Origin of the sequence: Pseudomonas sp. M5, assembly GCF_016907075.1 — a bacterium.
GTDB lineage: Bacteria > Pseudomonadota > Gammaproteobacteria > Pseudomonadales > Pseudomonadaceae > Aquipseudomonas > Aquipseudomonas putida_E.
This window is the reverse complement of sequence record NZ_JAFBBH010000001.1, coordinates 4,071,858-4,096,919: the sequence shown is the minus strand read 5'-3', so window position 1 is coordinate 4,096,919 and position 25,062 is coordinate 4,071,858. Positions and strand designations below refer to the sequence as shown.

The 25,062-nt window shown below is 62.4% G+C and carries 15 protein-coding genes and 1 pseudogene; 2 read left to right on the top strand and 14 right to left on the bottom strand.

Annotation, left to right across the window (positions count from 1 at the left end; genetic code table 11):
- The first annotated feature begins 97 nt into the window (after positions 1-97).
- A pseudogene (locus tag JOE27_RS18630) lies at positions 98-2,040 on the top strand (methyl-accepting chemotaxis protein).
- 74 nt (positions 2,041-2,114) lie between these two features.
- Here the strand turns inward: JOE27_RS18630 and JOE27_RS18625 are convergent.
- From JOE27_RS18625 to pip, 7 genes are all read right to left on the bottom strand, one after another.
- Entirely contained in the window at positions 2,115-2,849 is a 735-nt protein-coding gene (locus tag JOE27_RS18625; protein ID WP_012312385.1) for an amino acid ABC transporter ATP-binding protein, read from the bottom strand.
- Positions 2,842-3,804, bottom strand: coding sequence for an amino acid ABC transporter permease (locus tag JOE27_RS18620; RefSeq protein ID WP_012312384.1), 963 nt, complete (start codon positions 3,802-3,804; stop codon positions 2,842-2,844). Before JOE27_RS18620 ends, JOE27_RS18625 begins: the two co-directional genes overlap by 8 nt.
- Before the next feature lie 111 nt (positions 3,805-3,915).
- Positions 3,916-4,713: a transporter substrate-binding domain-containing protein gene (locus JOE27_RS18615; protein ID WP_046785173.1), complete on the bottom strand. Its 798-nt coding sequence runs from the start codon at positions 4,711-4,713 to the stop codon at positions 3,916-3,918.
- A 218-nt stretch (positions 4,714-4,931) separates the two neighbouring features.
- The gene (mdoH, locus tag JOE27_RS18610) at positions 4,932-7,505 is read right to left on the bottom strand and encodes a glucans biosynthesis glucosyltransferase MdoH (protein WP_046785006.1); all 2,574 of its coding nucleotides are present in this window, start codon (positions 7,503-7,505) and stop codon (positions 4,932-4,934) included.
- Complete coding sequence (locus JOE27_RS18605; RefSeq protein ID WP_204919435.1) at positions 7,498-9,237, bottom strand: glucan biosynthesis protein G; 1,740 nt, start codon at positions 9,235-9,237, stop codon at positions 7,498-7,500. The genes mdoH and JOE27_RS18605 overlap by 8 nt, the downstream gene beginning before the upstream one ends.
- A gap of 262 nt (positions 9,238-9,499) precedes the next feature.
- A complete protein-coding gene (gene dtd, locus JOE27_RS18600; RefSeq protein ID WP_012312380.1) occupies positions 9,500-9,937 on the bottom strand; it encodes a D-aminoacyl-tRNA deacylase in 438 nt (145 codons plus the stop codon).
- Positions 9,934-10,905, bottom strand: a complete 972-nt coding sequence (gene pip, locus JOE27_RS18595; protein WP_115273404.1) for a prolyl aminopeptidase — start codon at positions 10,903-10,905, stop codon at positions 9,934-9,936. The genes dtd and pip overlap by 4 nt, the downstream gene beginning before the upstream one ends.
- 147 nt (positions 10,906-11,052) lie before the next feature.
- Here pip and JOE27_RS18590 point away from each other — a divergent pair, with 147 nt between their 5' ends.
- On the top strand, positions 11,053-16,638 hold the full coding sequence (locus JOE27_RS18590; RefSeq protein WP_204919433.1) for a DUF6543 domain-containing protein: 5,586 nt from the start codon (positions 11,053-11,055) through the stop codon (positions 16,636-16,638).
- Between the two features lie 47 nt (positions 16,639-16,685).
- On the opposite strand, the gene hutG is transcribed toward JOE27_RS18590, so the two are convergent.
- The 7 genes from hutG to hutC form a co-directional block, all read right to left on the bottom strand.
- Positions 16,686-17,489, bottom strand: coding sequence for an N-formylglutamate deformylase (hutG, locus tag JOE27_RS18585; protein ID WP_115273402.1), 804 nt, complete (start codon positions 17,487-17,489; stop codon positions 16,686-16,688).
- A 10-nt stretch (positions 17,490-17,499) separates the two neighbouring features.
- Positions 17,500-18,705 (bottom strand): imidazolonepropionase, encoded by a 1,206-nt coding sequence (hutI, locus tag JOE27_RS18580; protein WP_115273401.1) that lies wholly within the window; start codon positions 18,703-18,705, stop codon positions 17,500-17,502.
- Between the two features lie 15 nt (positions 18,706-18,720).
- Entirely contained in the window at positions 18,721-20,124 is a 1,404-nt protein-coding gene (locus tag JOE27_RS18575) for an amino acid permease (protein ID WP_204919431.1), read from the bottom strand.
- 65 nt (positions 20,125-20,189) lie between these two features.
- Positions 20,190-21,722: a histidine ammonia-lyase gene (hutH, locus tag JOE27_RS18570; RefSeq protein WP_115273399.1), complete on the bottom strand. Its 1,533-nt coding sequence runs from the start codon at positions 21,720-21,722 to the stop codon at positions 20,190-20,192.
- A 69-nt stretch (positions 21,723-21,791) separates the two neighbouring features.
- On the bottom strand, positions 21,792-23,465 hold the full coding sequence (gene hutU, locus JOE27_RS18565) for a urocanate hydratase (protein WP_119688144.1): 1,674 nt from the start codon (positions 23,463-23,465) through the stop codon (positions 21,792-21,794).
- 253 nt (positions 23,466-23,718) lie between these two features.
- Positions 23,719-24,291 (bottom strand): HutD family protein, encoded by a 573-nt coding sequence (locus JOE27_RS18560; protein WP_046784999.1) that lies wholly within the window; start codon positions 24,289-24,291, stop codon positions 23,719-23,721.
- Complete coding sequence (gene hutC / locus JOE27_RS18555) at positions 24,288-24,998, bottom strand: histidine utilization repressor (RefSeq protein ID WP_174141112.1); 711 nt, start codon at positions 24,996-24,998, stop codon at positions 24,288-24,290. Before hutC ends, JOE27_RS18560 begins: the two co-directional genes overlap by 4 nt.
- Positions 24,999-25,062: the final 64 nt, after the last annotated feature.

Sequence of the window (25,062 nt, the reverse complement as noted above, 5' to 3'; positions counted from 1 at the left end):
TCAGGTCAAGTCCTACAAGCCATCCGCCGATGGGCAGGAGTGCCATGCCGGCAAAGCGCCAGCGTGGCTTACCCACTCAACTGGATGGAGACTTGCCATGTTCAGCTACCTCAACCGCAGGATTGGCAACATCAGTGTCGGCGCCAAGCTCGCCTTGGGTTTCGCCGTAGTGCTGCTGCTAACCTTGGCCACCGCGGTCAGTGGCTGGCGCGCTCTGGACGGCGCCATTACCCGCTCGGAACAGCTCAGCGAAATTGGCCGGATCAATGATCTGGTCAAGGATCTGCGTGCCGAGCGCATTACCTATAGGGTGCTGGCCGATGATGCCAGCAAGGCGCAGATAAGCAGCATCCTGCAACAGCTCGACGGCATGCTGACGACACTGCAACAACGCAGTAGTGTCGACGAGTCACGCCAGATACTCACCCAGAAGCTGCAACTGCTGCAGCGGCTGAACGACAACTTTGCCAGCTTGCAGCGTACCGTCGAAAGCCGACGTGCCCTGCGCGAGGCCATGCAGGCGCAGGAACAAAAACTCAACGCCGTCATTGATGAGCTCGAGACCCAGGCATTGCTGAAAATGCCCGCCGATACCCAACAAGGTGGCCTACTGGGGCTGATGGACACCCTCAGCCGCCACGTAGACGGGGCCAATCAGCAAAGCCTCGTGCCGGCCTACACTTTCTCACCGCTAGAGGACTACGCCAAGGTCGGCGAGGTTGCACTGGACGCGCCGACAAAAGCCTCGAACAACTGATCAAGGCTCTTGCCCCCTTGGGCCTGCCGCGGGCAGTGATGGAGCAGCCTGGCGTCGAGCTGGGCAAGTACCGAGCCACCCTCGGTCAGTATCGAAGCGCCGCCCTGATTGTCGAGCAGTTGCAAAGCGAAATGGAGCAGATGGGCAACGAACTGCGTGCTGTGAGCCTGGAGTTGGGTGAAAGGAAGGTCGAGCAGCGCGACAGCGAAGCACTGGCCGCCCGCTCGCTGTTGACCAGCGTTGCGGTACTGGCCTTGCTGGTGGGCGTAGCAGCCGGCTGGCTGATCACCTTGCAGATCACCCAGCCGCTACGCCAGACCCTGGCGGTGGCAGCGCGCATCGCCCGGGGTGACCTGAGCCAGGTGGAGCCTGTGGGTCGTCGTGACGAAATGGGCCAGCTGCAGGCCAGCATGCAGGAAATGACCCTGAGCCTGCGCAAGCTGATCGGCGGTATAGATCAAGGTGTTGGCCATTTGTCTCAGGCCGCCACACAACTGGCTGCCAGCAGCGAGGACACCAAGCTGCGCATCAGCCAGCAACGTGAGGAAACCGATCAGGTCGCCACTGCCATGAACCAGATGAGCGCCACGGTCCAGGAAGTCGCGCAAAACGCCGAACAAGCTTCATTGGCGGCAACCAACGCCGACCAGCAGGCCCAGCAGGGCGATGAGGTGGTGACTGAAGCCATTGGCCGTATCGAGCAACTGGCCAGGCAAATGGACGACTGCCTGGCAGCTATGCAGCATCTGGCGGGCGAAAGCCAGCGCATTGGCAGCATTCTCGATGTGATCAAGTCGGTCTCCGAGCAAACCAACCTGTTGGCGCTCAACGCTGCCATCGAGGCTGCCCGAGCAGGTGAGGCCGGCCGTGGTTTTGCCGTGGTGGCTGACGAAGTGCGCGGCTTGGCGCAGCGTACACAGCAGTCCACGGAGGAGATCGAGCAATTGATCGAAAGCTTGCACAACGGCACCGACGAGGTGACCAGCCTGCTCGACAACAGCAAGCGCCTGACCGAACAAAGTGTCGAGCTGAGCCGCAAGGCCGGGGATGCCTTGAGCCAGATCACCGATACGGTGTCGAGCATCCAGGGCATGAACCAGCAGATTGCCACGGCCAGCGAGCAACAGAGTGTGGTGGCCGAACAGATAAACCGCAGTGTGATCAGCGTGCGCGATGCGTCAGACCAGACCAGTGCGGCCAGTGAACAAACGGCAGCTTCAAGCGGCGAGCTGGAGCAGCTGGGCCAGCAGCTGCGAGGTATGGTCGGGCGTTTCAGCCTCTGAAAGCTTCAAGCCACAAGCTAAAGCCGAACGCTATGGGCCGCCCATCACCGCCCGGCTTTAGCTTGCAGCTGCTTTCAGAGCACTTGGCGCAGGAACGCTTGCGCCCGCGGATCCTTCGGCGAGGCAAAGAACGCCGCAGGCGCCGAATCCTCCAGCAACTTGCCGTGATCGAAGAACAGCACGCGGTCGGCCACTTCGCGGGCAAAACCCATTTCATGGGTCACGCAGACCATGGTCATGCCTTCCTGGGCCAGTGTCTTCATCACGTCCAGCACTTCACCGACCATTTCCGGGTCGAGCGCGGAGGTCGGCTCGTCGAACAGCATCACCTTGGGTTCCATCGCCAGCGCACGGGCAATCGCCACCCGTTGCTGCTGACCACCGGAAAGCCGCGAGGGGTACTCATTGGCCTTCTCCGAGATACCCACCTTTTCCAGCAACGCCCGCGCCTTGGCCTCACGCTCTGCCTTGCCACGCTTGCGCACGACCTTCTGCGCCAGGCACAGGTTTTCCAGCACCGTCATGTGCGGGAACAGGTTGAAATGCTGGAACACCATGCCGACTTCGCGGCGGTAGGCGTTGATGTCGGTTTTCGGGTCTTCCAACCGCAGCCCGTTGATGGCCACATGGCCCTCGTCGAAATGCTCCAGGCCGTTGAGGCAGCGCAGGAAGGTCGACTTGCCGGACCCCGACGGGCCAAGCACCACGACCACTTCACCCTTGGCCACCTGGGTGGTGACGTTGTCCACCGCACGCACTACCTGGCCTCGGGTGTCGAACACTTTCAAAAGGTCACGGACTTCAATCACTTTGCGCAAGCCTCCGCTCGAGCCGGCTGGCCAGATGCGACAGCGGCAGGTTGATCAGCAGGTACAGGCCTGCCACGCAGAACCAGATCTCGAATGTCGAGAACGAAGTGGTGATGGCCTCACGGCCGCTCTTGGTCAGTTCGGTGATGGCGATCACCGAGACCAGCGAGGTGTCCTTGACCAGGCTGATGAACTGCCCGGCCAGCGGAGGCAGTACGCGTTTGAACGCCTGCGGCAGGATCACGTGGCGCATCGACTGGCTGGCGTTAAGCCCGAGCGAGCGGGCCGCCTCATTCTGCCCCTTGGCGATCGACTGCACGCCGGCCCGCACGATCTCGGCCACGTAAGCACCGGTGAACAGCGCCAGCGCTGCCACCCCGGCGAACTCACGGGACAGGTTGAGCACGGTACCGATGAAGAAGTAGAAGATGAATATCTGCACCAGCAGCGGCGTGCCGCGCACCAGTTCGACATAGACGGTCGACAGGTCGCGCAGGGTCGGGTTGTTCGACAACCGGCACAACCCGGCAAACAGGCCGATCACCAGGCCCAGCGCCCCGGACACTACCGAGATCCACAATGTGGTCCACAGGCCCCAGGCCAGTGGGCCAGCAGCCCAGTGACGGGTGACGCCGACCTGATCACCTTCGGCCACATCGTCACCGCGGCTCAGTTGCAGGCTGTCCTTGGCCACATCGAGCACCTGCTCACCGCCGTTCTCATCCTTGAGCGTAACGCGGGCGTTATCGCCGGAGACGACGATGTCCTGCACCGTGCCGTAATCGCTGGCACGCTGCACGTCCTCGGCCTTGTAGGCAAAGTATTGTGGTACGCGGTTCCAGCGCCACTCGTAGGAAATCATCGAGGTGGCCAGGTACAGGCTGATCGCCAGGCCCACCAGGACCAGCGCCGTCAGCGCATGCCAGGGCCATTGGGCTTTCTTGTGTTTGATCACGGGGTTACTCCAGAAAGCGGCAAGCCGCAAGCCACAAGCTGCAAGGAAAAGCAGCCCGCGTATTGGCCCACCTCCTCTTGCAGCTTGCAGCTTGCGGCTTGAAGCTACTTCTTATTCCATTTCCTTCAGCCAGTCCTTGTTCTTGAACCACTTGTCGTGGATACGATCGTAGGTCCCGTCATGCTTGATCTGGTGCAGGAAGTTGTTGATGAAGTTGATGCTGTCGTAATCGCCCTTCTTCAAGCCGAATGCCAGCGGCTCGTAGGTGAAGGGCTCGTCGAGGAACAGCAGCTTGCCGGCACCGGCCTTGTCGACCGCCACCACGTTGTACGGCGCATCGTAGACAAAGGCATCAGCCTTGCCGTTGACCACGTCCATCACCGCTTCCTGCTCATTGTCGTAGCCATGGTACGTGGCCTTGGCGATCAGCTTCTTGGCGACCATCTCGCCGGTGGTACCGAGCTTGGAGGTGATGCGGTACTTCTCGTTGTTCAGGTCTTTGTACGACTTGATCTCGCCAGCCAGATCCTTGCGGATCAGCAGGGTCTGGCCAACCACGATGAACGGTTCGCTGAAGTTCAGGCGCAGGTTGCGTTCCTGGGTCAGGGTCATGCCGCTGCCGATCATGTCGAACTTGTCGGTCAGCAGGGCCGGGATGATGCCGTCATAGGCGGTGGAGACGGTCTCCAGCTTGACGCCCATGGATTTGGCCATGGCTTTGAGAATATCGACTTCGAAGCCGATGATTTCGCCGCGCTTGTTGGTCATCTGGAACGGCATGTAGGTCGGGTCCATGCCCACCCGCAAGGTACCGCGCTTGACCGCGTCGTCGATGGCACCGGCCTGGGCCGAGGCCACCGCGACCAGCGCCGTGACGCCGACCAGCAGCCGCGAAAGGTATTTCTTCATCATCACCAAGTCCCCTAGCAAGAAAAGTAGCGAATCTTATTGTTGGCACGGCCGTACCGGCCGGCATGGCTTATCGGAGAGGGATGCTAACGCATGGCGGCCCTGGGACCTAGAGCCGGGGGGGACTTTGTTGGCCAAAATCCGAGGGGATGAGAAAGATTGGAAAACCCTGTCGCCGGCAAGCCGGCGAAAGGGCCGCATAGCGGCCCCAGAGTCGGTCAGGCGCCAACCAGGCTAGGTTGCGCCTCGTCCGCCGGGTGCAACGGCAACAACGGCGAATGTGGGTCGTTGTTGATCGATGCACGCCACACGTCGATCCAGGCGGCATTGTGCTCGGCCCATACCTGTGCATGCAGACGCGCCAAGGCGACCGGGTCGCTCAGCAAGGCAAGGCGAGTACCCAGGTCCAGCCCTTTGGGCCCGACCTCGATCGCCTTGGCAAGGCGCTCGGCGCGCATCGCCTCGATCGGTGCTGCCTGGCCATGACGGGCAGTGGCCATGGCACAGGCCAAGGCGTTCTGCCGAGGGTCGACCACAGCGCGGACGAAGCCGTCGTGCAGGGCATGCCAGCGGTTCTCGTGGGTGTACTGGTCGGTGGCGAGCAGCTCCTGGGGCGTTGCGTACTCCTCAGGGATCAGGAACAGCTTCTCGTCCTTGGCCGCCAGGCCCAGGCGTGTGCGGCTGGAGATCACCGAAACGGGGATCGACAGCACCAGCGAACCAACGATCGGCGCCAGCCACCACAGGAAGCTCGGGTTCAGCCACGCCACCAGCGCCGCCCAGGCAATACCCAACAGGGTTTGCGGGCCGTGGCGACGTACCGCCTCGCTCCACGGGGTGGAGTCGTCGTCACGCTGCGGCGAGTTCCAGGTCGCAGCCCAGCCGAGGAATGCGGCCAGCACGAAGCGGGTGTGGAAGATCATCCGCACTGGCGCCAGCAGCATGGAGAACAGCATCTCCATCAGCATCGACAAGGTGACCTTGAACCGCCCGCCGAACTCGACCGCGCCCTTGGCCCAGATCAGGATGATACTGAGCAGCTTGGGCAAGAACAGCAGCACGATGGTGGTGGAGAACAGCGCGACGGCCTTCTCCGGGTGCCACTGCGGCCACAGCGGGTAGAGCTGGTACGGCTCGATGAAGTATTGCGGCTCCATCAGCGTGTTGGTTGCCAGCAGCGCGGTCGACAGCACCAGGAAGAAGAACCACAGCGGCGCCGACAGGTAAGACATCACGCCCGTGAGGAACACCGCACGGTGCACCGGGTGCATGCCCTTGACCAGGAACAGGCGGAAGTTCATCAGGTTGCCGTGGCACCAGCGGCGGTCGCGCTTGAGCTCGTCGAGCAGGTTCGGCGGCAGCTCTTCATAGCTGCCCGGCAGGTCATAGGCAATCCACACGCCCCAGCCGGCACGGCGCATCAGCGCCGCTTCGACGAAGTCGTGGGAAAGGATCGCGCCGGCGAAAGCGCCCTTGCCAGGCAACGGCGCCAGGGCGCAGTGCTCGATGAAAGGCTTCATGCGAATGATCGCGTTGTGGCCCCAGTAGTGCGACTCGCCCAGTTGCCAGAAGTGCAGGCCGGCGGTGAACAGCGGGCCGTACACGCGCGTGGCGAACTGCTGCATGCGCGCATACAGCGTGTCCATACCCGACGCTTTGGGCGCGGTCTGGATGATGCCAGCGTCCGGATTGGCCTCCATCAGGCGTACCAGGCTGCTCAGGCACTCGCCACTCATGACGCTGTCGGCGTCGAGCACGACCATGTACTTGTATTCGCCACCCCAGCGACGGCAGAAGTCGTCGAGGTTGCCGCTCTTGCGCTTCACGCGGCGGCGGCGGCGGCGGTAGAAGATGCGGCCGAAGCCTTTGGTCTCGCGGCACACGTCCAGCCAGGCCTGTTGCTCGGCCACGGCAATGTCAGTGTCGTTGGTATCGCTGAGCACGAAGAAATCGAAACGGTCGAGGTTGCCGCTGGCGGCGACCGACTCGAAGGTCGCCCGCAGCCCTGCGAACACGCGCGGCACGTCTTCGTTGCAAATAGGCATCACCAGCGCGGTACGTGCTTCAGGAGCGATCGGCTCGCTGCCGGCACTGCTGCCGGAGATACGGTATTTGTCGCGGCCGGTGAGCAGCTCGAGGAAGCCCATCAGCGCCGTCCAGAAGCCCGCCGACACCCAGCAGAAGAGGATGCCGAAGAGGATCAGGATGGACGTCTGCAACGCATACGGCCAGACCTGCACTACGGTGTCCCACAGTGGCTGGTTGACCACTTCGTCGAGGTCGACGAACGACCAGCCCTGGTAAGGCAGGATGCCCTTCATGTACCAGCCGGCGACGAGCGTCTGGCCGATCATGAGGGTCAGCAGGATATAGCGGCGAATCGAGCCGACCGTGCGCCAGCGCGCCAGCGGCAACTCGCGCTTTGGCGGCTGCGGCGCGTTGGGGCGGCCGGTCATGCGCCGCCACATGCGGATCAGCACATTGGTGCGCCATGGCTCGGGCACGACCCGGGTACGCTTGATCGGCGGTGCGATCTTCAGGCAAAGCCGGCCGCTGCCGTCGACGCCAAGCATCTGGGCATCTTCCAGTTCGGCCGCGCTGCCTACAGTCAGGCGCGGGCCCACCGAGGCCTGCACGGCCTCAGTGGTGGTGGCGGTCGCATTGCCCGCCAGGCGTTGGTGCAACTCACTGAACGAGGTGCAACTGGCGAGTTCCGCGCGCTGCTCATCGCTCAGTGGGAGGTGGGCCAGGTACTCGCCAAGCGATTCCGGCCTTGCGCTTGAGTTACTCATCGGCAGGCAACTGATAGCTCCAGGTCTCGGTCAGCACTTTTTCGGTGGTGGCCGGGGTCCCGTTGGTGGATGCCGCATCGGCGGCAGGTTGTTCGGCCTTGGCAGGTTGCTCGGCCTTGGCGGCTTTTTCAGCCTTGCCATGCTTGGCTGCGGTCTTGTCGTGCTTGGTTTCTTCGGCAGGCTTGGCCGCTTCGACCGGAACATCGCTGACCAGTGCGGCCCGCATCTCGGTAGCCTTCTTGGCTTCCTTGATCTTCAACCGCAAAGTCAGGCGCCAGCCCTTGGTCTCTGGGTTATAGCGCAGATTGTTCTCGACCACTTCTGCGTTGTCGCCGACGCTGATCTGGCTGCGTACCGCGGCGTCTTCCGGCAGGGCTGCCAAGGCCGGGCCGGCGAAGTCGACCAGGAACGCTACGCTACCGTCTGGTTGACGGATCAGGTTGGACTGCTTGACGTCACCGGTGGAACGCATGGTCTGGGTAACCGAACCCAGCTCCTGGGCCTGGAAACGCGACTCGTCGATGGTCCAGTGCATGCGGTAGTCGTACTCGAACGGCTTGCCCGGCTCCGGCAGGGTTTCCGGGCTCCAGAAGGCAACGATATTGTCGTTGGTTTCGTCGGCAGTCGGGATCTCGACCAGATCGACGGTGCCTTTGCCCCAGTCGCCCTTAGGCTCGATCCAGGCGCTCGGACGCTTCTGGTAGTTGTCGTCGAGGTCTTCGTAATCCTTGAAATCGCGATGACGCTGCATCAGGCCGAAACCGCGCGGGTTCTCGACGCTGAAGTTGCTCACCGACAGGTGTTTGGGGTTGTTCAGCGGGCGCCACAGCCACTCGCCGTTACCGGCGTGGATCGACAGGCCTTCGGAGTCATGCAGGGCCGGGCGATAGTTCATGACCTTGGAGGGCTGGTTAGGGCCGAACAGGTACATGCTGGTCAGCGGCGCGATGCCCAGACGGCTGACGTGGTCACGCAGGAACACGCGGGACTGCACATCGACCACGGTATCGTTGCCCGGGCGCAGGATCAGCTTGTAGGCACCGGTTGAGCGCGGCGAATCCAGCAAGGCGTAGATCACCAGGTGCTTGTCGGCCGGCTTGGGTTTCTCGACCCAGAATTCGGTGAACCGCGGGAACTCTTCGCCCGACGGCAGCGCGGTGTCGATGGCCAGGCCACGGGCCGACAGGCCGTACACATGCCCTTTGCCGACCACACGGAAATAACTGGCCCCCAGCAGGGTCATGATTTCATCCTGCTTGTCGGCCTTGTTGATCGGGTAAAGCACGCGGAAACCGGCGTAGCCCAGGTTCTTGGTGGTATCCGGGTCGTGGGGCACGTCGCCGAACTCGAAACGGTTCGGGTCGTACTTGATTTCCTCGACGGTGGTGGCGGTGACTTCGTTGATTTTCACCGGCGTGTCGAAGTGCATGCCCTGGTGGTAGAAGGACAGCTTGAACGGCGTCTTGTCCTTGGCCCACTCGGCCTTTTCCTGCAGGAAGCGAATCTTCTGGTAGTCGGCGAACTTCATGTCGCGGAAGACTGCCGGCAGATTGCTTTTCGGTGCTTCGTACTTCTGGCCGGCGAGATCCTTTGCCTTGGCTGCAACATCGTCAAGATTGAATGCCCACAGCTGGCCCGCGCTCATCAGGCCGACCAGTGCGGCACTGGCCATCAGGGCCTTGCGCAGCCGATTGCCGGGGATTCTAGATGCTTTATGGGGACTAACAATCACGAGCAACCCTCGCCGAAAACAGATCATGAAACCAACGGCCAGCGACAAATGCCGGGTTGGCGAGCACTGTTCGGACCCCGTGAGGGCGTAATGATTCCCCAAACGGTTCCAGACAATGCTCGAGTCAGAGTAAAACGAACCTGCGAACGCAGGCCCTAACAGCGCGCGATTATCCAGCAGGATGCGTTACAACGCATCAGGCTGGATCAACTATTTATCGTACAAAACACCTTGTTTCGCGCAACCAAGGCCGTTTTTTCCTTCATATTTGTAACAGAAAAGTCACAGGGCCATCATTGACCAGGTGCACCTGCATGTCAGCACCGAATCGGCCGCTTGCCACATCTGCATGCTGGCCCTGGGCCTGCTGCAAAAGATAGTCGAACAGTTCGGCACCGAGCGCTGGCGGCGCAGCCGTCGAAAAGCTCGGACGCATGCCACTGCGGGTGTCCGCTGCCAAGGTGAACTGGGACACCAGCAGCAAACCGCCGCCCACATCCTTGAGGGACAGGTTCATCTTGCCCTGCTCATCGCTGAAAACGCGGTAGTTGAGCAACTTGTGCAACAGCTTATCGGCCTGTTCACGGGTATCTTCAGGCTCTACCGCCACCAGCACCAACAAGCCTTGGTCGATGGCGCCGACAATTTCACCCGCCACCTCTACCCGCGCGCCGCGTACACGCTGCAGCAGCCCCTTCATGCTTCTTCCAGCGGCAAATCGAGCAGGCGACGGGCCATCTGATCGGCTGCCCGTACCAGCGCATCGGTGATCCCAGGCTCGGACGCCGCATGGCCCGCGTCGCGGATCACCTTCAGCTCACTGTTGGGCCATGCCTGGTGCAACGCCCAGGCGTTATCCAGCGGGCAGATCACATCATAACGGCCATGCACGATCACGGCCGGCAGGTGGGCGATCTTGGGCATGTCGCGGATCAACTGGTCGGGTGCAAGGAACGCGTTGTTCATGAAGTAGTGGCATTCGATGCGGGCGATGGACAAGGCCCGTTGCGGCTCGGAGAAGCGGTCGATCACCAGCGGATTGGGGCGCAGGGTGGCAGTGCGGCCCTCCCAGGTGGACCAGGCCTTGGCGGCATGCATCTGGGCGATCTGATCGTTGCCGGTCAGGCGCTTGTGGAATGCCTTGACCAGGTCATTACGCTCATCCGGCGGAATCGGCCCGATGTAGTCCTGCCAGTAATCGGGGAACAGGCGGCTGGCGCCCTCCTGATAGAACCACTCGATCTCTTGCGGGCGGCACAGGAAGATGCCGCGCAGGATCAGGCCGTGAACCCGCTCGGGGTGGGTCTGGGCATAAGCCAGGGCCAGGGTCGAGCCCCAGGAGCCGCCGAACAGCACCCACTTGTCGATGCCCAGGTGCTCGCGAATGCGCTCCAGATCCTCGACCAGGTGCCAGGTGGTGTTGTTCTCCAGGCTTGCGTGCGGGGTGGAACGGCCGCAACCGCGCTGATCGAACGTGATGATGCGGTACAGGTTGGGGTCGAAATAGCAACGGCTCTGGGCATCGCAACCCGCGCCCGGGCCACCGTGAATGAACACCACCGGCAGACCTTCAGGCGAGCCGCTTTCATCGACATACAGCACATGCGGCGCTTCCACGGCCAGATCGTGCCGGGCGTAGGGTTTGATCTGAGGGTAGAGGGTCTGCATTGCGCACTCCGTGTGAGGATTAAGTCTGCCGTTGGGCATCATAAACCTGAATTGCGCTTTGAGCATGTGTCTGTGGGTAGATCATGTTATGCACATGCCCGCCACCGCGCTCGATAGCCTCGCTGCTTTATGACGCGAGGCCAGTAAATGACGCACCTTCCCGATGCAAGGTCATCCCGAAGCGATGACACTTTTCACCCCCAGGCCCTGATAGAGGGCAAGATCCCGGCCTGGATGCTCACTGCCACGCCTGAAACCCATCAGCACATGCGCGCCGCCGTGAGCACCCCGGTACCCTGGTTCGCCGAAGCCTGCCAGAGGCAACCGGCTGACGCCCACCGGCTGGTCAAGGAATATGAAACGTACCGCAAGGCCGAAAGCGAAGCTGGCGCACTGTTCGCCCTGCTTCCCGACCTGGCGGCGTTCGCCAGGGAGCGGCTGGGCTCGGCGATCAAGGAGCGTTTCAATCTTGAGCTGGATGTCACCCGGACCTACCTGTTCAACGCCGGCAAAGCCGAAGCCTACCAAGCCAACATGACTGGGGACCCGCTCACCACTGCCCAGCGGGCATTCAAACTGGCTACCCAAAGCCTGCTGCACTGCGCCTTGCAGAATTTTGAAGCTGCCGAAGCCCAGCCTGGCGGCCTCGATGGCCAAACGTTGGAGTCCGTGATACTCGACAACAACCAGTTCCTGGCGCACCTGCCCACCGGAAACCTGGTTCAGATAGCCCCGCAGGCCTTCGCCTCGCTAGTGCGCGACTTGGACATCGGCGGCACCTATCAAGCTTTGCTCAACGCCATTTATCACCCTGGCACCGACGTTGGGAGCGCAAGCGTTATCGAGACGCTCGGCAACGCCGAGCAGTGCGCCTTTTGCCTTGAGCTGCACAGGGCTTACCTGGGCAACATGATCGACCTGCCCTTGTATGAGGCTCTGCTGACGCTCGCCAGAGGTGGCGAGGCGCACTACCTGCAAAGCCCCATGCGGTGCGCCTTTCTCAAGCTCTTTGACATATCCCTGACCGGTGCGCTGATGATAGGCCTCGTACCCTCTCCAGAGTTGCTTCTGAGTTACGACGCAACCCGTCTTGCGTACAAGAACGTGCTGGTAACGTACCTGCCCGGCGCAGGGGTCCCGCTGAAAGTGCACGCTACCGTTCATGAAGTCCAGGCGCACTTGCGCGAGCAGCTGTGGGCAATGCAACTCAGCCATCTGCGACAAGGCGTGCCGGCGCGTGACAGTGGCCGCTTCATGGAAAAGCTGCGCGACTGTCTACAACCATTGGATTGGACCCTGCTGCTGCCAGCGCCGGCGCACCAGGGAGAACAAGCCAGGCGTATTCGTGACCCGCAGGCTTGGGTACCGGTAACGCTACAGCCCTTCAACCGGCCACTACCCAACGAACTGGTCAGCCAGAAACGCCAACGACGCATGGACGATGCTTCGTTCCATGCCGTTTCCACGGCCCAGGAAGACCAGAAAAGCGCCGAAAAACGCAGGGCCTATTTTACCCAGCTGACCTCTGGCGCCTTGAACATTGGCGCCTTCGTCGTACCGGGCTTGGGGCAGTTGATGCTCGGTCTGTCGCTCATTCAGCTGAGCTACGAGGTTTTCGAGGGCCTCGAAAGCTGGGCTGACGGCGACGGTGAGCAAGCGCTCGATTACCTGATGGATATTGTCGAGAACGTTGCCTTAACCACTGTGGCCGTAGCAACAGGGGCGGCCGACGGCAGGCCGGCCGTCGAGAAGATTTCCGTGGAAACACCCTCGTTCATCGAAGAGCTCGAGCCCGTGCTCATGCCCGATGGCAGTAGCCGCCTGTGGCGACCAGACGCCCGCCCGTACGCCCATGACGTCGTGCTACCGGCTGGCCTGCTGCCGGATGAATCCGGCCTGTATCGCCATGCTGGAAAGACCTGGCTGGCAGTCGAAGACAGCACCTATTCGGTCAAACGGATATCTGAAAATGGTGAGTACCGCCTGGTGCACCCCGCCAAGGCCCTGAGCCATGAACCGCCGCTACGCCACAACGGTGCTGGCGCCTGGTTGCTACCGGCAGAAAGGCCCGAGCAATGGCCAGAACTGCAATTATTCAGACGTGCCGGCCACCTTGGCGCGCATTTCGACGATGAAACCGCCCTGCGCATACTGCGGGTGAGTGGTACCCAGGAAGATGTTCTGCGCCATGCGCTCTGCAACAGCCAGCGGCTACCCGCACAACTGGAAGACACCCTGTCTCGCTTCAAACTCTACCAGACACTCAAGCACCTGCCTGAGCTGGCCGAGCCCAACCAACTCCATGCAGCCTTCGAAAGGCGCTATCGTCAGCTGCCCGCGCCTCAGGTGCCCGGCGCCGATGTCATCCAGGCTCGCTATCCGCGGCTTCCGGCACCCCTCACCGAGGAGTTGTTGCGCCATGCCAATACCTTCGAACAGGGTGAGCTGACCACTGGCAAAGTCCCCAGACGGCTCGCCGAAGAAGTCCGCTGCCTTGCGCAACAGGTACGGTTGAATCGCGCCTATGAAGGGCTTTATCTGGAAGGTGTACGCAACTGGGATACCGACGTGCTGGTCTTGCACACCCTCGAGCAACTGCCTGGCTGGCCAAGCGAGGTCGGCATCACCCTCGAACAGCGCCAGAACTCGCCGGCCCAGATCGACAAGATCGGCGCCAGTGAGGTGCCAGCAAGCAAGTCGATCATCAGCGCCCGGGCAGGTTACGTAGTCATGGACAGTACCCGCCCCGACGATCAGCTTTGCGTCCACGGTTCATTGCATGGGGCGCTGTTCGAGGTACTCACTGCCGAGCAAAGGCAGGCGCTGGCGATCGAGGACATGCACGCACTCAGAAGCAGGATTCAACACGCGCCTCTCTTGCCACGGGCGATATTGCGCCGGGTGCTGGGCATGCAGGGCGTGCCACCGGGCTTTCGCTCGCCCATGCGCCTGGCAGATGGGCGGCTGGGCTACCCGCTGGGCGGCACCCGCCCCCGCGCTGGCAGCACTTCAAGGCAGACGCTGCTCAATTCCATACGCCGGATCGGCCAACACACTCCCGTACCACGGCCCGCAGAGCAGATCATGGCCGCGCTGGAAAACAGAAACCTGACCCGCGCTCAGATCGATGAGATGCTCAGCGGGCTGATGGAGCAACGCGACCGACTGCAAAGCCGGCTGGACGACTGGCGTCGACAAGCCGCACAAGGATCTCATCAGAGCACCGATGGCCTGGAGCGGTTGATGAACGCCATCTCCCAGCACTGGTATGAGCGTGCGTTCCTGGCGACCAGCGAAGCCATCGCCCCGCTTCGTCTCGAGCGCCTATCCCTGGCGCAGTTTCCTCTTGAACTGCCGGACTTCTTCAGCGCCAGCGTCACGGACCTGCAATTGATTGAAACATCACCCGAACATTATGAAGGCTGGAACCAGCACGGTCCGCAACTGGACAGCCTGGTCCGACAGTTTGCCAACCTGAGATCGCTGGAGATCAGCCGCGCCTACCGGCCTGAAGGAACTCCTTCAGCATTCCAGTTCAGCCTGCCCATGATTGCCCAGCGCCTACCGGCGCTCGAAACACTGAGCCTGACCAACCAGAATCTCACGCTGTCCTCAACAGACATCGACAGCCTGGCAGGGCTCACACGGCTGCGACGACTGGACCTGAGCGGTAACCGATTTTCGGGGCAGCATCCCCCACTCTTCAATGAACTGACACTCGATTACCTGGGCCTGGACGACATGGCACTGGATCATTGGCCAGAGGGCGTTGGCTACAACACCCTGACTCAGGTTCGGCACATTGGCCTGCGCAACAACCAGATCAGACTCCTCCCGCACCTTTTGCGGGATAACCGAATCAACATTGCCGAGCACGCGCTGGTTTCCATGCAGGGCAATCCGCTCTTCGAGGATGATATACGCCGCGTTATGTTGAGCGAAGATGGCCGCGCCTCACGTTTTGAGATGGACCAGTCTGATGCGTTCAGAACGCTTCTGGCTGCCCAGTTGCAGCAGCGCCAGCAACTGCGCGACGCCATCGATAACTATGTGAATGCCTCAAGCTCAAGCGCGCCAGTCAGCCAAACGGCAATGACTGCCAGAACCCGTATCGCTGCGGCACTGAACGAGTTCTGGCATTACCAGGAAACAGGGCTGACACGCGCGGCTTTACGCCTGAATGATGTTGCCCTGGCGCATTTTCCAAGACGCTTGCCGGCCTTCTTCATCGCACAGGTGCATAACCTTGCGCTTGAGCGCGTCAGTGGTACGACGGCACAGCTCGATGGATTGCTGAGCCGGTTCCCACGGGTGACGCGCCTGACGATCGACAACTACCGACAAGCCGAGCAGTCACTGCCTTCTGCGCTTCTGCGCTTGCCGGGGTTGACGGACATCGCCTTGCGCCAGTCAGGCCTGCTGATCGACCAGAACGTGATCAACACGTTGGGCGGCTTACCCACCCTCAACTCGCTGGACCTCACGGGCAACCGAATGGGGGCGATCGCACACACTCCTCAGGCCTTGCAAACACTTCGCCGACTCGACCTCAACAGCATGGGCCTTGAGCAGTGGCCGGCCTGGGTAGACAGCTTGTTCCCACTGGAGATGCTGGACCTGAGCGAAAACCGGCTTACCGAACTGCCGGCCCACATACTGGCCAACCTGGACAACGATTTCCCCATCAGCTCGATTCTGTTGTTCAGCAATCCGCTGACGGACGAAGCGGTCATGCGTGCCCGTGCATCTTCAAACAGCCAGCACAGTTTCACCTTTGGCATCGATCTGTCAGACAGCATGAGCGAGTCATCGGGAGACGGCGGGATAGTCGGTCATAACCACCTGCCCCTCCTGGACCCAGCTGCCGATGTCCCCAACGTGGAAAACTGGCTGCTTGCCTCGGACATCGAGAACCAAGCCCTGAGGGACAGTTGGGAGAGTTTGCAGCGATCGGGGGGTGCCGAAAATCTTCTGGCGCTGGTAGGCCGTCTGCGCAACTCGGCCCCATACCAGAATGGCAAGACCCGCGTTTCATTCTGCGGGCGCGTACGCAAGGTCCTGGTCAGTGCAGTGGTCAACCTGGACGACCTTGCGCTGTTCAACCATCAGGCCAACGAAGCACTTGTTCAGGACAATGGTGACCAGACCTGCCACGACGGCGCTCTGCTGGTGTTCCAGAACATCGAACTGTACATCGCCAACCAGCGCCTGCAGATCGATACGGCCGATAGCGAGGGCAACCTTTATCGGGAACTGCGGCGCCTGTATCGCCTGCAAGCACTGGATGAGATTGCCAAGAGCGAGGCTGCCAACCGGGACGAAGCGGAAGTTCGCCTTACCTACCGCCGTGAGCTCAATACCCCGCTTGAGCTGGGCCAGCCCGAAGACACCCTGCGCTATGCCATCAATGCCAATATCGACGAGTTGGCGTATGCGGAGTTGGCAGTGCAGCGCAGCGAGTTGGGAGAGGATTTCCTGAATTTTGCCGCCGGTAACCAGAGGTGGGTCCAGCACTTGCGCCAAGCCCATGCTGAACGTTTTGCAGACATCGAGCATATCTACCAGGCCCAGATACTTGAACTGCCGGATCAGTACCCTGACAGGCCAATCGCTACGCTGGGCGACGAATTCCAGGCACTGGAACGCAACAAACAGGCGCGCGAGCTGCGCCTGATTCGCGAGCTTACGTCTTTTGCAGATCCTGATCGCAAACCCCGCTCATCGACCGAGTAAGCAATAGCGTGCAGGGCGGCCGCGGTGCGCGGGCCGCCCCGTTTCGCTCAACTCCCGTAGCGCCGTAAGCCCCAGGCCAACACGCTTTCCAGCAAACGTCGCAACACTGCCTGAGTCGGTTGCGCCAGGTCCGCACGATAGGCGAACGGCTCGGTTTCCTCCATGTAGGTGCTCTGCGCCAGCTCCAGTTGTACCGCATGGACATGGTTGCCCGGATTACCATAGTGGCGAGTGATGTGACCGCCCTTGAAACGCCCGTTGAGTACATGCCTGTAGCCCGGCGCCTCGGCACACACGCCCGACAGCCACTGCGCCAGCTCAGGATCACAACTGGCACCGTTGAAGGTACCCAGGTTGAAGTCCGGCAGCTTGCCGTCGAACAGGTGCGGGATCAGCGAACGGATCGAGTGTGCGTCCCACAAAAGGGCGTAGCCGAACTGCTCACGCAGGCGGGCCAGTTCGCGCTCGATGGTGGCGTGGTATGGCCGCCAGATCTGCTCCAGGTAAGTGGCCCGTTCGTCGGCAGAGGGTGCCTGCCCCTGCTTGAACAGCGGCGCACCGTCGAACAGTGTGGCCGGATACAGGCCCGTGGTTGCACCTGCGTACAAAGGCGTGTCGTCATCCGGCCGGTTAAGGTCGATGACGAAGCGCGAATACTCTGCCGCCACCACACTGGCCCCCAGCTCATGGGCGAAATCGTAGAGGCGCGGGATATGCCAGTCGGTGTCCGGCAGGCTGCGCGCCTCGTCGACCAGGCCGTCGCGCACGGCCGGGGTCAGCTTGAGCCCCGCATGGGGCATGCTGATCAGCAGGGGCAAACGGCCCTGGTGGAAGCTCAGTACCTTGTCCATCTCGCCTCGCTCAGTGGGATATTTCATGGCCTTTGCGCACCACGCGCTTGGGCAGGTCGCCGCCCAGCCAATAGGCCAGGTCGGCGGGGCGCTCGATCTGCCAGGCGACAAAGTCCGCCACCTTGCCGACCTCCAGCGAACCATGGGTGTCGCCCATGCCCAGCGCCGTGGCGGCATGGATGGTAACGCCAGCCAGGGCTTCTTCCGGCGTCATGCGAAACAGCGTGCACCCCATGTTCAGCATCAGCCGCAGCGACAGACCTGGCGATGTGCCAGGATTGAGGTCGCTGGCAAGGGCAATCCTCACGCCGTGGCGGCGCAAGGCGTCCATTGGAGGCAGTTGGGTTTCGCGCAGGAAGTAGAACGCGCCGGGCAGCAGCACGGCGACAGTGCCAGCCTCGGCCATGGCCACGGCGTCTTCCTCGGTCATGAATTCCAGGTGGTCGGCCGACAGCGCCTGGTAGCGCGCTGCCAGGCTGGAGCCGTGCAGCGACGAGAGCTGCTCGGCGTGCAGCTTGACCGGCAAGCCCAGTTCGCGGGCCTTGATGAACACCCGCTCGACCTGCGCCGGGGAAAACGCCAGGTGCTCGCAAAACGCGTCCACGGCGTCCACCAACCCCTCGGCGGCGAGTGCAGGCAGCATCTGGTCGCAGATATGCGCAATGTAGTCGTCGGCGCGACCGGCATATTCCGGCGGCAAGGCGTGGGCGGCCAGGCAGGTAGCGCGCACAGCAACCGGCAATTCGTCGGCCAGGCGCCTGGCCACACGCAGCATCTTGCGCTCGTTGGCCAGGTCCAGGCCGTAGCCGGACTTGATTTCGATTGTGGTTACACCATCGCGCATCAGCGCCTGTACCCGCTCGCGGGCACTGGCGAACAGCTCATCCTCGCTGGCCGCGCGGGTGGCCCGCACGGTACTGGCGATGCCCCCGCCTTGCGCAGCGATTTCGGCATAACCTACACCCTGCAAGCGCTGCTCGAACTCGCCACTGCGGTTGCCACCGAACACGGCGTGGGTGTGGCAGTCGATCATCCCGGGGGTGACCCAGGCATTGCCCAGGTCAACCGTACGTTGCGCCTCGACCGGCCGCATTTCGCTACGTGGGCCGAGCCATTCGATCACGCCGCCGCTGGTAACGATCGCTGCGTCCTCGATGATCGAGTAACGGCCGTCCACCATGGTTGCCACATGGCAGTGCTGCCAGAGGGTTCTCATATGCAATCTCCTGAACTAGCGATGCAGCTCGGCCGCTGCCTGGGCCACCTCGCCCTGCCCTGCTCGCGGCTTGCACCACAACAGGTAGGACGCAACCAGGAACACCACCCAGATCACACCGACAAGCAACGCTGCCTGTGTATCGGGGAAGTAACCGAGCACGCCAAAGATGAACACCATGAACGCAATGGCCATGGCCGGGCCGTAGGGCCAGAACGGTACCGGGAACTTGAGCCGGGCCGCTTCCTCGCGGCTCATGCTGCGGCGCATGGCAACCTGGGTAACCAGGATCATCAACCACACCCACACGGTGGCGAACGTGGCGATGGACGCGATCAGCAGAAACACGTTCTCGGGGATCAGGTAGTTGAGCACCACGCCAATCAACAGCGCAGCCCCCATCACCACCACGGTCATCCACGGCACTCCGTGCCTGGACAGCTGGCTGAAGCCGCGTGGCGCATGGCCTTGCTGGGCCAGGCCGTACATCATGCGACCCGCGCCGAAGATGTCACTGTTGATGGCAGAAACCGCAGCGGAAATCACCACGACGTTGAGCACTGCCGCCGCCGATCCGATGCCCAGGTTGCTGAATATCTGCACGAAGGGGCTACCTTCGCTGCCGATCTGCGGCCACGGGTAAAGGCACATCAGCACGAACAGGGTCAGTACGTAGAACAGCAGGATACGCAACGGCACGGCATTGATGGCCCTGGGGATGATCCGTTGCGGGTCCTTGGCCTCACCGGCAGTGACGCCGATGGTTTCGATGCCGCCGAAGGCGAACATGACCACCGCGAAGGACGCGATCAAGCCGCCGACGCCATTGGGCATGAAGCCGCCGTGCTCGACCAGGTTGCTCAAACCGACCGCATGCCCGGTGCCAACCTGGCTGAAGCCGAAGGCCATGATGCCAAGGCCGGCAAGGATCATCGCGACGATGGCACCGACCTTGAGCAGCGACAGCCAGAACTCCATCTCGCCGAACACCTTGACGTTGCACAGGTTCAGGCCGCCGATCAGGAAGACGATGCCCAGCACCCAGATCCAGCGGGCCACTTCAGGAAACCAGAAGCCCATGTAGATGCCAAAGGCGGTGACATCGGCGATGGCGACGATGACCATTTCGAAGGCGTAGGTCCAACCGAGGATGAAGCCGGCCATGGGGCCGAGGTAGGTGGTGGCGTAATGGCCGAAGGAGCCGGCGACCGGGTTGTGCACGGCCATCTCGCCGAGGGCGCGCATGACCATGAACACGGCTGCGCCGCCAATCAGGTAGGCCAGCAGCACGGCCGGCCCGGCCATCTGGATGGCAGAGGCCGAACCGTAGAAAAGCCCGGTACCGATTGCGGAACCGAGCGCCATGAAACGGATGTGGCGGGCCGATAGCCCACGCTTGAGACCTTGAGCTTGTTGCATGTCACGTCCTGATCTTGTTTTTGTGGTCGTGAGATCGAATGGGCCGCATGGCGGCCCCAAAGGCATCACAGGCTGGGCAGAACGCCTGCCGGCAGCAGGCCGGTCAGGCTGCCCTTGGCCAACAGCTCGACGGCCTTTTCGATATCCGGCGCAAAGAAACGGTCACGGTCGTAGTGCGGCACTTCGCTGCGCAGCGCCTGGCGCGCCTGCTCCAGCTTGGCCGAGGTCTTGAGCCCCTTGCGCAGGTCCAGCCCCTGGCAGGCGCCCAGCCATTCGATGGCCAGCACGCCGCGGGTGTTCTCGGCCATTTCCCACAGGCGCTTGCCTGCAGCCGGGGCCATCGACACGTGGTCTTCCTGGTTGGCCGAGGTGGGCAGGCTGTCGACGCTGTGGGGGTGCGACAGGGCCTTGTTCTCGCTGGCCAGGGCCGCAGCCGTGACCTGAGCGATCATGAAGCCGGAGTTGACCCCACCGTTTTCCACCAGGAATGGCGGCAGCTGCGACATGTGCTTATCCATCATCAACGAAATGCGGCGCTCGCTCAGCGAGCCGATTTCGGCGATGGCCAGGGCCAGGTTGTCAGCGGCCATGGCTACAGGCTCTGCGTGGAAGTTGCCACCCGAGATCACATCGCCCTCGGCAGCGAACACCAGCGGGTTGTCCGACACCGCGTTGGCCTCGATGCCGAGCACTTCGGCGGCCTGGCGCAACTGGGTGAGGCAGGCGCCCATGACCTGCGGCTGGCAACGCAGCGAGTACGGGTCCTGAACCTTGTCGCAGTTCTTGTGCGATTGGGAAATCTCGCTGGTATCACCCAGCAGTTCGCGGAAACAGGCGGCGGTATCGATCTGGCCCCGCTGACCACGCACGGCATGCACCCGTGCATCGAATGGCGCACGCGAGCCCAGTGCCGCTTCAACGGTCAGACCACCGCAGGCGATGGCGGCGGCGTACAGGTCTTCGGCGTAGAACAGGCCGCGCAAGGCGTAAGCCGAGGACGCCTGGGTGCCATTGAGCAGCGCCAGGCCCTCTTTGGCGGCCAGGGTCAGTGGCTCCAGGCCAGCGACGGCCAAGGCTTCAGTGGCCGACAGCCATTGGCCCTTGTACCGTGCCTTGCCTTCGCCGAGCAGCACCAGCGACATGTGCGCCAGCGGTGCCAGGTCGCCGGAGGCGCCGACAGAGCCTTTGAGTGGTATATGCGGATAGACTTCAGCGTTGACCAAGGCGATCAGCGCATCGATCACCTTGCGCCGGATGCCGGAGAAACCACGGCTGAGGCTGTTGATCTTGAGCACCATGATCAGCCGCACCAGGTCGTCGTCCAGCGGCGCGCCGATACCGGCGGCGTGGGACAGCACCAGCGAGCGCTGCAGGTTTTCCAGGTCATGGCTGGCAATACGGGTCGAAGCCAGCAGGCCGAAGCCGGTGTTGATACCGTAGGCCGTGCGGTCTTCGGCAAGGATCTGTTCGACGCAGGCGACGCTGTCGTTGATCGGCTGATCGGCGCTGGCGTCCAAGCGCAGGCGCACGGGTGCGGCGTGGATTGCGCGCAGCTGGGCCAGGGTCAGGGTGCCAGGCTTGAGGGTCAGTTCGGTCACTTCGCTACTCCATTCTGTCAGGGCCCGCAGGCCCTTTCTTGTTGTTCAGTATCGGTCAAAGTGCAGCGATCAGCCTGTGATCATTGGCAGGTCGAGGCCTTGTTCCTTGGCGCAGTCCACGGCGATGTCGTAGCCGGCGTCGGCGTGGCGCATGACACCGGTGCCCGGGTCGTTGGTCAGCACGCGGGCGATGCGTGCAGCGGCTTCATCGGTACCATCGCAGACGATGACCATGCCCGAGTGCTGCGAGAAGCCCATGCCTACCCCACCACCGTGATGCAGCGAAACCCAGGTAGCGCCGCTGGCAGTGTTGAGCAAGGCGTTGAGCAACGGCCAGTCGGAGACGGCGTCAGAACCGTCACGCATCGATTCGGTTTCACGGTTGGGGCTCGATACGGAGCCTGAGTCCAGGTGGTCACGGCCGATGACGATCGGCGCCGACAGCTCGCCGCTGCGTACCATTTCGTTGAAGGCCAGGCCCAGCTTGGCGCGAAGGCCCAGGCCAACCCAGCAGATGCGCGCTGGCAGGCCCTGGAAGCTGATGCGCTCACGGGCCATGTCCAGCCAGCGGTGCAAGTGGGCGTCGTCGGGGATCAGTTCCTTGACCTTGGCATCGGTCTTGTAGATATCCTCGGCTTCGCCGGACAGCGCAGCCCAGCGGAACGGCCCCACGCCGCGGCAGAACAGCGGGCGGATGTATGCCGGTACGAAGCCTGGGAAATCGAACGCGTTGGCTACGCCCTCTTCCTTGGCCATCTGGCGGATGTTGTTACCGTAGTCGAAAGTCGGAATGCCCTGCTTCTGGAAGTCGAGCATGGCTTGTACGTGCACGGCCATGGTCTGCTTGGCAGCCTTGACCACGGCAGCCGGCTCGGTCTGCGCGCGGTCACGGTACTGCTCCCAGGTCCAGCCGGCCGGCAGGTAGCCGTTGAGCGGGTCGTGGGCGCTGGTCTGGTCGGTGACCATGTCCGGGCGCACACCACGCTTGACCAGCTCCGGCAGGACTTCTGCGGCGTTGCCATGCAGGGCAATGGAGATGGCCTTGCCTTCGGCGGTGTACTTGGCGATGCGCGCCAGGGCGTCATCGAGGTCTTTGGCCTGCTCGTCGACGTAGCGGGTTTGGAGGCGGAAATCGATACGGCTCTGCTGGCATTCGATGTTCAGCGAGCAGGCGCCGGCCAAGGTCGCGGCCAGGGGCTGGGCGCCGCCCATGCCGCCAAGGCCTGCAGTCAGTACCCACTTGCCTTTGAGGCTGCCACCGTAGTGCTGGCGGCCGGCCTCGACGAAGGTTTCATAGGTGCCCTGGACGATGCCTTGGCTGCCGATGTAGATCCAGCTGCCGGCGGTCATCTGGCCGTACATGGCCAGGCCCTTGGCGTCCAGTTCGTTGAAGTGTTCCCAGTTGGCCCAGTGCGGCACCAGGTTGGAGTTGGCGATCAGAACGCGTGGAGCGTTGCTGTGGGTTTTGAATACCCCGACCGGTTTGCCCGACTGCACCAGCAGGGTTTCGTCATCTTCCAGGCGGGTCAGGGTTTCGACGATCTTGTCGTAGCAGGCCCAGTTGCGGGCGGCGCGACCGATACCACCGTAAACCACCAGTTCCTTGGGGTTTTCTGCGACCTGCGGGTCGAGGTTGTTCATCAGCATGCGCAGTGGCGCTTCGGTCAGCCAGCTTTTGGCGGTCAGCGTGTTGCCACGTGGGGCACGGATTTCAACGTCACGGTATTTATTGTTGTCGGTCACGGGAAGGGTCCTCTGCGGTCGTCCGCGGGCAGGTGTGTCGTGTTGGATATACAAACACACCTTTACTTGTATGTACAAGCATGGACAACCAAAATAGTGGGACCGCTTTTGAACAGCCTGGAGAAAACCGGGGCCGCTGCGCGGCCCTTTCGCGACACAAGGCCGCTCCTACACAGATCGCGTTTGCCCAGACGGGCGCGGTTTCCGGAGCGGCCTTGTGTCGCGAAAGGGCTGCACAGCAGCCTCAGCCAGCTCAGGTTGGAATCAGCTCGATCAGGCAGAACCGCCCCTGAACCTGCAACTCCAGCAGCGTGTCGTTCCCCTCGAGCCGCAGGCAGTCATACAAGCCCAGCCGCTCCAAACCATGCCCGGCCAACTGCACCTCAACCTGGTTACTGCCCGAAAACAGCAGCACAGTCGACGCCGAACTGAACAACCGGCTGGTACCATCGAACCACTGCAAGCGCGCGCGATAGCGCTGCGGCGAGTAGATCAGGTTGAAATCACGAATCCTCTCACCCAGCAGCTTGCAACTGACCTGGCTCTCGCCAGCGAAAGCGAAGGCGTCGAACGGTAACAGCGGCCGGCTGGCCTGCCCGTCGACCAGCAGGCGCATGCCATCCCCCTGCAAGACCGTGATGATCCGCTGGTAGCCCGCAAACATCGAGAAACCACCAGACGCTTCGATATCCGCAATCGACAGGCGCCAGCCGAACCCCTCCAGGCCCTCGCCACTGTCGCGGGTGATTTCCTCGGTGAAGCCGCCGCCGTTCTTCCACGGCATCCGCGGGTAGTCCTGCGCACGCAACAACTGCAACGGGTTCATTTGCTGAAACGTCCTTCCAGGCGATGACGGGAGCCGGGGTGGATCAACCGCGCGGCCGTCACCGGCTGGCGACCGGACCAGGTACGGCGGCGAATCAGCAGGCAAGGCTCGCCCCGCTCGATCTGCAGCAGTTGGCACTCGTGGGGCTCGGCCAGGATCGCCTCGACCACATGCTCACCCTCGGTCAGCGGTGCGACCTGGGACAAGTAGGCGTAAGGCGTCTGCCGAGTGAAATCCTGCTTGAGGTAGTCGGGCGCGATCGCCGCGTTGACGTAGCGGTCCTCGATTTGCACCGGGATGCCGTTTTCGTAATGCACGATAAGCGAATGGAACACCCGCTGGCCTTCGCGCATGTCCAGTGCCAGAGCGCGCTCGGAACCGGCCGCTTCTTCAGCAAGGGTGATCACCTGGCAGCTATGCTGGTGGCCACGCGCGGCAATCTCGTCGGCGATGTTGTTGACTTCGAACAACGCCGAGCGGCTCTTGGGTTCGGCCACGAATGTCCCTACCCCCTGCATGCGCACCAGCAGGCCTTCGGCAGTGAGCTCACGCAGGGCGCGGTTGATGGTCATGCGGCTGAATCCCAGCTGGCTGACCAGTTCGCTCTCCGAAGGGACCCGGTGATGGGGCGGCCAGCTGCCGTTGTCGATCTGCTGGATGATCATCTGTTTGACCCGCGCGTACAGCGGCGCCGGGCCCTCGCCCATCTGGGCAACCAGCGCGGAGACAGGAGGTGTCGGCACGGCGTTGGATCCTTGTGCGATTGAATGG

Coding starts and splice junctions, on each gene's coding strand:
- JOE27_RS18615 (WP_046785173.1), bottom strand. CDS start 4,713: ATGAAGAAATACCTTTCGCGGCTGCTGGTCGGCGTCACGGCGCTGGTC.
- mdoH (WP_046785006.1), bottom strand. CDS start 7,505: ATGAGTAACTCAAGCGCAAGGCCGGAATCGCTTGGCGAGTACCTGGCC.
- dtd (WP_012312380.1), bottom strand. CDS start 9,937: ATGAAGGGGCTGCTGCAGCGTGTACGCGGCGCGCGGGTAGAGGTGGCG.
- pip (WP_115273404.1), bottom strand. CDS start 10,905: ATGCAGACCCTCTACCCTCAGATCAAACCCTACGCCCGGCACGATCTG.
- JOE27_RS18590 (WP_204919433.1), top strand. CDS start 11,053: ATGACGCACCTTCCCGATGCAAGGTCATCCCGAAGCGATGACACTTTT.
- hutG (WP_115273402.1), bottom strand. CDS start 17,489: ATGGACAAGGTACTGAGCTTCCACCAGGGCCGTTTGCCCCTGCTGATC.
- hutI (WP_115273401.1), bottom strand. CDS start 18,705: ATGAGAACCCTCTGGCAGCACTGCCATGTGGCAACCATGGTGGACGGC.
- JOE27_RS18575 (WP_204919431.1), bottom strand. CDS start 20,124: ATGCAACAAGCTCAAGGTCTCAAGCGTGGGCTATCGGCCCGCCACATC.
- JOE27_RS18560 (WP_046784999.1), bottom strand. CDS start 24,291: ATGAACCCGTTGCAGTTGTTGCGTGCGCAGGACTACCCGCGGATGCCG.
- hutC (WP_174141112.1), bottom strand. CDS start 24,998: ATGGGCGAGGGCCCGGCGCCGCTGTACGCGCGGGTCAAACAGATGATC.